Source organism: Yoonia sp. (genome assembly GCF_036007805.1).
In the GTDB taxonomy this organism is placed as follows: domain Bacteria; phylum Pseudomonadota; class Alphaproteobacteria; order Rhodobacterales; family Rhodobacteraceae; genus Yoonia.
The window spans coordinates 1-7,286 of the sequence record NZ_DASYOK010000370.1 but is presented as its reverse complement, the minus strand read 5'-3'; the positions used below and the strand labels follow the sequence as shown (position 1 = coordinate 7,286).

5 protein-coding genes are annotated in these 7,286 nt (G+C 56.5%); 3 read left to right on the top strand and 2 right to left on the bottom strand.

Going from position 1 to position 7,286, the window contains the following annotated elements; all coding sequences use genetic code 11:
- Positions 1-717 (bottom strand): glycosyltransferase family 8 protein (locus tag VGP75_RS19600; protein WP_327545251.1); only part of this gene is annotated, 717 nt, incomplete at its 3' end.
- 213 nt (positions 718-930) lie between these two features.
- Between VGP75_RS19600 and VGP75_RS19595 the strand changes: the two genes are divergently transcribed.
- A complete protein-coding gene (locus VGP75_RS19595; RefSeq protein WP_327545250.1) occupies positions 931-1,602 on the top strand; it encodes a DUF3427 domain-containing protein in 672 nt (223 codons plus the stop codon).
- Positions 1,603-1,659: 57 nt separating this feature from the next.
- Positions 1,660-5,109, top strand: coding sequence for a phospholipase D family protein (locus tag VGP75_RS19590; protein ID WP_327545249.1), 3,450 nt, complete (start codon positions 1,660-1,662; stop codon positions 5,107-5,109).
- 235 nt (positions 5,110-5,344) lie between these two features.
- Here VGP75_RS19590 and VGP75_RS19585 read toward each other — a convergent pair whose 3' ends face one another.
- Positions 5,345-6,208 carry an NAD(P)-dependent oxidoreductase gene (locus VGP75_RS19585; protein WP_327545248.1) on the bottom strand — a complete coding sequence of 288 codons (864 nt, stop codon included), beginning with the start codon at positions 6,206-6,208 and terminating at the stop codon, positions 5,345-5,347.
- Between the two features lie 156 nt (positions 6,209-6,364).
- On the opposite strand from VGP75_RS19585, the gene VGP75_RS19580 reads away from it, so the two are divergent.
- Positions 6,365-6,829: an Lrp/AsnC family transcriptional regulator gene (locus VGP75_RS19580; RefSeq protein WP_327545247.1), complete on the top strand. Its 465-nt coding sequence runs from the start codon at positions 6,365-6,367 to the stop codon at positions 6,827-6,829.
- Positions 6,830-7,286 lie beyond the last annotated feature (457 nt).

The following is a 7,286-nucleotide window of genomic DNA, read 5'->3' as shown; positions in this document are numbered from 1 at the left end:
TACCGGATTGAAATATTGTACCATTGTTTCATTTGCGAGTGCACCTGTGTGCCAATTGAACAAAGGAGATATCTGGAAAATTTCATCAGCAAAGGCTTTATTTAACGCGCCTTGGTCTTGTTCACCAAACTCTGAAATTACATCGATGTTTTCTTCATAAGCACGCCAAAATCGGTTAATGCCATCCATTTTTAGAAAGGCTTCAGGCTCTATCAGCAGCAATCCAGCATTGAAGTAGGTCTTATCTCTGCCTCCAAGTAGCGCGATGCGCTTTTTTGTTGTCTGCTGTGCCTTGTCTTGTCGTCGCAGGACGTATTGGCTAGGCTCTAGGCACGCTGCCAAAGGGGTATTAATTTTAACCTCATTAAACAGACTTTGAATGCCAGGACGTCGAAGATAGACATCAGTGTCCAAATACAGCAACTTTTGGTAAGTTCCGTGAAATACAGTGGGAAGCAATATTCGGTAAAACGTAGCAGTAGAGATCCATTTACGTTGTAGTGTAATTCCCGCAAGCTCTGCTACGTCTAAGCGGACAATCTTTGCGACATGCGGATCAATGTAATTGGGGACCGGTACTTCACTCGGTACACAGATTATGATGTCAAATTTGCGATCTTTTTCAACTTCGTGAATTTGGTTTGCGACGAAATAGGCCATCGGCAAATGACTCTCGTCACAACAAAAAACAACTGCATTTTCATTTTTGGTGTTCAAGGAATTGGGCCTCTTTGTCAGTTCAGCTATAGCAGGGTGGCTAAATGCAGGTGTGTGGTCCCATAGGGTTAGGATGCCTCACTGAAACGCACAATAGTTGAGTCCTGTGGCTTAGTCCACAACGCGGCTTTCTGCGCGAATGAACGTCCTTTCGCTACTCACGGTCGTCTCTTACGCGAGTTGGAACGGCCCAGGGGTTTGTCCGGATCCGCCTTGACCGGCTTGCGCGACGTCGCAGCCGGGCGGCAACCGAGCAACGGCGCGTCAGAGCTGGCCTTCAACCCGCACCTGGCCCAAGGCAGCGACGGCTTTTGGCTGGCCCGCCCTGACGCCTCCGGCGAGTTGGAATCGCTTGTGCGCGAGTTGGTCGAATGGCGCCTGGCGGAAACTCCCATCGTCCGCGAGGCCTCCGAGGCGTCCGCGACCTTTGCCGGCAAGCCGCAGGCTCTGGAGCTTTGGCAGCGCTACTACGTGCCGGACATCGCCGAGTTCTTTGGCGAAGAGTATCAGCAGAACCTATGGCGCACCGGGATGAAGGCGCTGCCCGAAAAGAAGATCATGATCCTTCTTGCCAATGTCTCAACTCAGGACCTGACCTACGAAAATGCATTCCTCAGCCCGTCACGGCTGAAATGGTTCAGCCAGAACCAGACGCGCCAGGACAGCAAGCATGGCCGGGTCATCAGCGGCGAGGAAGGCCACGAGGTACATTTGTTCATCCGACGGGGGAACAAGGTAAACGGCAAGGTCAATCCGTTCATCTATTGCGGACAGCCCAAGTTTGGCGGATGGGAAAGAGAGAAACCAATTGAAGTACAGTGGGAATTAGCTTCGCCAGCGCCGCGCGCGCTTTGGGCGGAGCTGGGAATTCCAATTCAAGACTGACGGCTTAGACAAAACCAATTTAGCGTTGCCCCTGAGGGCATAGGAAGACAACAGCACATGGCAAACACGGAGCGGCAAGGACTGATTTCACGCTTTTTCGCGCGGGCCAGCGACACAGACCGTGACTTGCGGACGACCGAAGGGCCTCCTTCGTCTCGCCATGAGGCCTGGGGCGATAATGCAACGCGTTCTGTCAGTAGCTTGGTCAAGTCCATTCTACAGCAACCAAGTTGTCTGATTGTAACAGGTTATCAGGACTTCCTGTCTTCGCTCACCATCTTGCTCGAAACAATCAAAAACCTTGAAGAACGCTCAGAGGGCAGTATTCGCATCGCCTTTGGATCCAACACCGAAGTACGACAGGTTTTGGGTGGCGTCGGCCGGTCAGTGGCCGATGAAGCGCACCAGCATTTCCTTGGGGCAAGAGGCTTTTCGGTTGTTGATTTAGCCGATCTGCGCGCAGTTCTTGCAATGGACGCAATCGAGCGCGGAATTATCAGATTCCGCATTTTCGATCCCGATCTGGCAGAAGAAAAACTAGGGCGCCGTCCACCAATGCTTCACGCGAAGCTTTTTGTAGGTGGGGACAAAGCACTTTCGGGAAGTGCCAATTTCTCTATCAACGGTTTGCGCCGCAATCTGGAATTCATGGACGACGCCAATGCCTGGCCCGAACTTGCGACTGCGCGTCGCGCGGCCGCCGAGCAGTATTGGGACATGGGGCGCGATTGGACTGAAACAGCGCTGGAAATCCTGCGAGCGCTGATCCGCCTTGTCTCACCCGAAGAAGCAGTGGCCAGAACGGTTCACGAAGCCACAACCTTCACCCCCTGGCGTGTCGCAGGCGAGACCAGCGCCGGACGTCCGCCTCAACCCTTCCAAGCCGATCTTGTCTATGAGGCTGCAGGGACGGTCTATGAACACGGCTTTGCCTTTGTCGAAGCGCCAACCGGTGCCGGGAAAACCGACATCGGAAAACACCTGGCGACGGTTCTACCGGTCAGCCATGGGCAGACGGTCTTTTCCTGGGGAGAGCGCGCCGATCAACAACGGCTTGGCTCACTCGCCCTGATACCTGCCAGTGTTCTAAAGAACTGGACAACAAATGCGCCTGCGAACTTCAAACCCATCAAGCACAGTCACCTGTCGCGGCGAGGTAAGGAGGAGACTGCAGAACTCGAAGAAATCAATCGGGCGGTCCGTTCGTCCGCATCAATGATCGTTGATGAAAGCCACAGGTTGAGCTCCAGATATCTTGCACCGTCCGCGCGTTCGCTTGTCTTCGAGCGCAGCCCAGCCATCTGGACTTCCTGTTTGTCGGCAACGCTCATGGGAAACCAAGGTCTGGATGGCTTGCTTGCATTCCATGAGAAGCGCGCCTCGATCTATGTCCCTCCTGCCATCACGGAACAGATCAACCAACATATGGCGAAGGTTCGAAAGCGTGGCGAACTCGTGCGCCACCTCGACCAGATGAACCGCCGGATCGAAGATCAAAGCGTACAGGACGATCTGTTCGACAGCGCGGAAGCTCTACAGGTCGAAGTCAACAAAGTCGAACGCCAGCTAGAGACCGGCGGGCTGCAAATCAGTGCGCTTCAGGAAGGATTGGCCGACGCCCTGGCGCCATACGTCGTGCGGCGCCAACGGGATTGCATTGGGGAGAGTGCGGATCGAAAGTCCGGCGCTTTCGTTTACCCAACGATCCGAAGCCACCGAGAGGATACGGCGCTGAGTGATCAGCAGCGCCAAATTATTGAGCGGATCAAGGCATTGGCGGAATGCATTACGACTGGGGTGACCCTTGTGTCTGCTGATCCCCAACGCGCCGCCCACACAGAAATCAAATTCCATGACAAATCGCGTATCCACATTCGGAACTTTCTTGCACTGCTACGTGCGTCGATAACCTTTGCGCGCGAAGAATGGGCCCGCGAGCGCGACAGCGAAGCCGATCAACGAGGGCGGGCATCAATCGGAGAAAACCTAAGACGCGCCGAGAAACAGAACGCCCGCGGTATTGCCATTCCGGATGGCGCGTTAACCGAAGAAGTCGATGCCGAAGCTGAGGACAGCGAAACGCCGATTTGTGACCGGATCAGCAGGCTTCTGAATCATTCCAGCCTCGACAGCATTGATGAAGCCCGGGCCGACGTCATGCGAGGCATCCTTCGAAAGCATGGCCATGCCATCTTCCTTGCTGAGCGGGTCGGCGTGCTCGAGGTCTATGCCAGGCTTCTTGCTGGGCATCGCGGAAGAGGACCCGAGGTCTTCGTGGTCGCACCTGGTGCACGGATCAAGACCGGTAAGAAGCTGCAACACATCCGATCCGGAGCAGATGCGCAGGAGTATTTCGGCATCGATGGGAAGCATGTCGACCCGTTAAAGCCACGGGCCATGTTCCTCACATTCCAGATGGCGGAAGGGATCAACCTCCAAATCGCCTCTGCGCTTGGGATCATTGGCGTCACGTCCGACGTCAAGAGCCTCATTCAGGGGTTGGGCCGGATCGACCGGATAGACAGTCCCAATTCCCGCATCCACTACTACACCTTCGACCTTCCCGGGCTGGTTCTGTCATCAGATCACAAGGCGCGCGCTCGTGTCGCTAGCATCGCGCTCCTGTCGGGTGTTGGCGCGGAAGACCTACCATCAGAGCTGGTTGAGTTTTCTGCCGGTGATCTGACCGATCTTGTTCTCGAACAGGTCAAGAAACCGCGCATCCTCCGTTCCAACAACTACTTCGATCAGTTGGAAGCTCTTCGGCGTGTATTGCCAGCTGACGTTCTGGACCGGGTCTCGAACGCAAAACCTCGCGGTCTCTGGGGAGCCGAACTCTGCCTTCTGTCCTCAGTTGAACCAATCACCGTCCTCCTCTTGGGCGGTCGTACAGGCAGCCCCCAAGACCCTACTGTTCTACCGCCTCGCTTGATTGCCGTTCGAGATGTCGATGGGCGCGCAGAGATCATTGGCGACCAGGTAGAAGCAACTAGGCTCCTATCCGCCGCCTATGCCGAAACGCGCCGCCGAGGCATGCAAAGCCACCGCCCAGAACTGAACGCGATATCCGCTACGTTCAGCCGTCTCGGCAGCACCCTTGCGCATCTGACCCACTGGGATGTTCGGCCAGCTCGAACGGTTTCACTTCTCGCGTCACTCGCAAGTTTCCTATCAGGACACGACACCGGTGATGCTGGTCAAGCGCTCTTCGGTTCCTTAACTCTGCCGACCCTGGAAAAGCTGGCAGAAGCCTGGGCACACGAACTCGATGTCTTCTGGATCGAGGCGAAGGAGACGGTTAGTCAAAGGAGTGCGTCTGGAGGTGAAATCCCCGACTATCTAGGGATCGATGCGATCTACCTAGCCTTTCAAGAGCAAGCAGACGAAGTGCGCTCAGCTGTAAGTGAAAGGATGCAGGACCTGTTTGTTCGCTGCACGGCAATGTCGGAGGGGCAACAGATCGATGTTCTGAGCCGGGTGGCCGTCATCTTCGAAGCCAGACAGTAGGCCGAAACCTCTTCCGAGCTCGGCCACGATTGGCTTTGCGGAGTTGACGCTCTCGGCCCTTTGCGGCCGCTCGCGACAGCCCCCGATGCTGCGTTGCAGCTTCCCCGAAGCAGTCGTTCGACACATTGTGCAGCATTTTTGTTGGCCAGAGGTCGGCAGGCCGGGACGGAGCTGCCGTCGGGCGGTCACCACGTTGCCAAGGAGGATTTGGCAAATCTCTTTAGGTCTGCCCTCTCTAATTGAGTACTGATATCACGCTCGACATATCGACCTTGGGCCCAAGCGCCTGCACCGCCCGTGCGTAAAGGTCAGAGCTGACGTCGAGTTGCGGCGTTGCCAGGCACAGCCGCGCGGCTTCGGTTCGGATCAGGCAGGTGCTCGTATGCGCGTCCGCCACACCGGCCTGCACCGTGAAATCGCTGTCGATCATCTTGGGCAGTTTGATGGTCACGAAATCGCTGCTGAGGGGGCCAGCGGCCACGGCTTGCGTGAACTTGTCCAAGGGAAGGCCCGCTTTGCGCGCGAAACTGGTCGCCTCCGCCAAGGCGACGAGGCTGGAGCAAAGGTAAAGATTGATCGCCAGTTTCATCCGCAAGGCATCACCTGCGGCCCCGCAATGGATCTGATCCTTGCACATGGGGCGCAAGAGAGGTGCCGCCGCCTCGGCCACAGCGCGATCACCCCCCAGCAAACAAACAAGCTGGCCGTTCTCCGCGGGGACCCGCGAGCCTGAAACCGGCGCTTCGAGATAGGCCCCACCCGCCTGTGCGATGTCGTCGGCCAGTGCCACCGAATAGCTGGGATCGACGGAGCCCATGCCGATGATCGTCTTGCCCCGCACATTCTCGGCGAAGGCGGCCGTGTCGCGCTCCAGCACGGCATCGACGGCATCCTGGTTCAGCAGCATGAGAATGGAGGTCCGCGACCCGCGCAGAACGGCCCGCGGGGATCGGGCAAATGCGACATCGCATCCGTCCGGGAAAACATCTGGAGCCTTTTGCGTCCTGTTCCAGACGTCCAGCGCAACGCCATGCCGCGCGAGATTCCGCGCCATGGGCAATCCCATGGTGCCCAATCCGATGAAACCGACCTTTTCCATGATCCCTCCGATCCATTTGCCAGTGCGAAATAGAGTATGGCACTGGATTGGGGGTGTTTTTTGCTAAATTGAGGTATAAAATTATAATTTTTGAGTGCCAAGCACCATGGACAACTGCATAAATAGCGCAACGCACCAATCGAAACGAGCATGACCATGCAGCACGTCCTCGACGACATCGACCGGAAGATCCTTCGCCTGCTGCAGCAAGACTGCAAGCAGACCAGCAACGAGATCGCCGATCAGGTCGGGCTGTCGCAAACCCCTTGCCTCCGGCGTATCCGGAACATGGAGGCTGCCGGTATCATCGAACGATACACGGCGATCCTGAACCCCGACACCCTCGGCCTTGGCATGACATTATTCACCCGCGTCTGGCTGACCGGACAGGACGAGGCGACCGTTGAACGGTTCACCAAGGAAGTGCAGCGCCTGCCCAATGTCGTGGAATGTCACCTGATGGCGGGGGATTGCGACTTCCTTCTGCGCATTCTGGCCGCCGACATCACAGCCTACCGCCGCTTTCAGATCGAGTATCTGAACGCCCTTCCGGGGGTTCAAAGCGTCAAGACAGAAATTCCGATGCAACGGATCAAATATTCGAACGAGATCCCGATTTAGCGGCATCCGTCCGAACGCCTTATCGGCCACGCGTCGGTTTCGGCATGGCAATCGGCTGACTTAGGCTCGAAGCCGACCTGCGGCGGTGCAGCACCCAGTTTCTTGTTCTGGCCCGCCTCCAACCGGTTTCCAGAGCCCCTCGGTTGACTGCTCCCAGCCCTAAGCGGACACGGTCGTCCCGACGTTCGCGCTTGCAGAATTTGACAGGGACGGCGGAAAGTGTGAATTCGTGGCGCCTGCGAAGGCATACTGTCAAACACATGAAAGCGGCCATTCAGGGCTCAGGTTCAACGCCCCACCATGCCGCATCAGGCACTAGAGCGTTTCCATTTTATGTTGATGCATAGCCTGCATTTCTGAGGAAGTTCCAGCATTCGTCTGGTGTGAACAGGTCACAGATATTGCCGATGGCGGCAAAGAGGTCTGTGAAGGTTCTCGCGCCGACCTTTCGCAGATG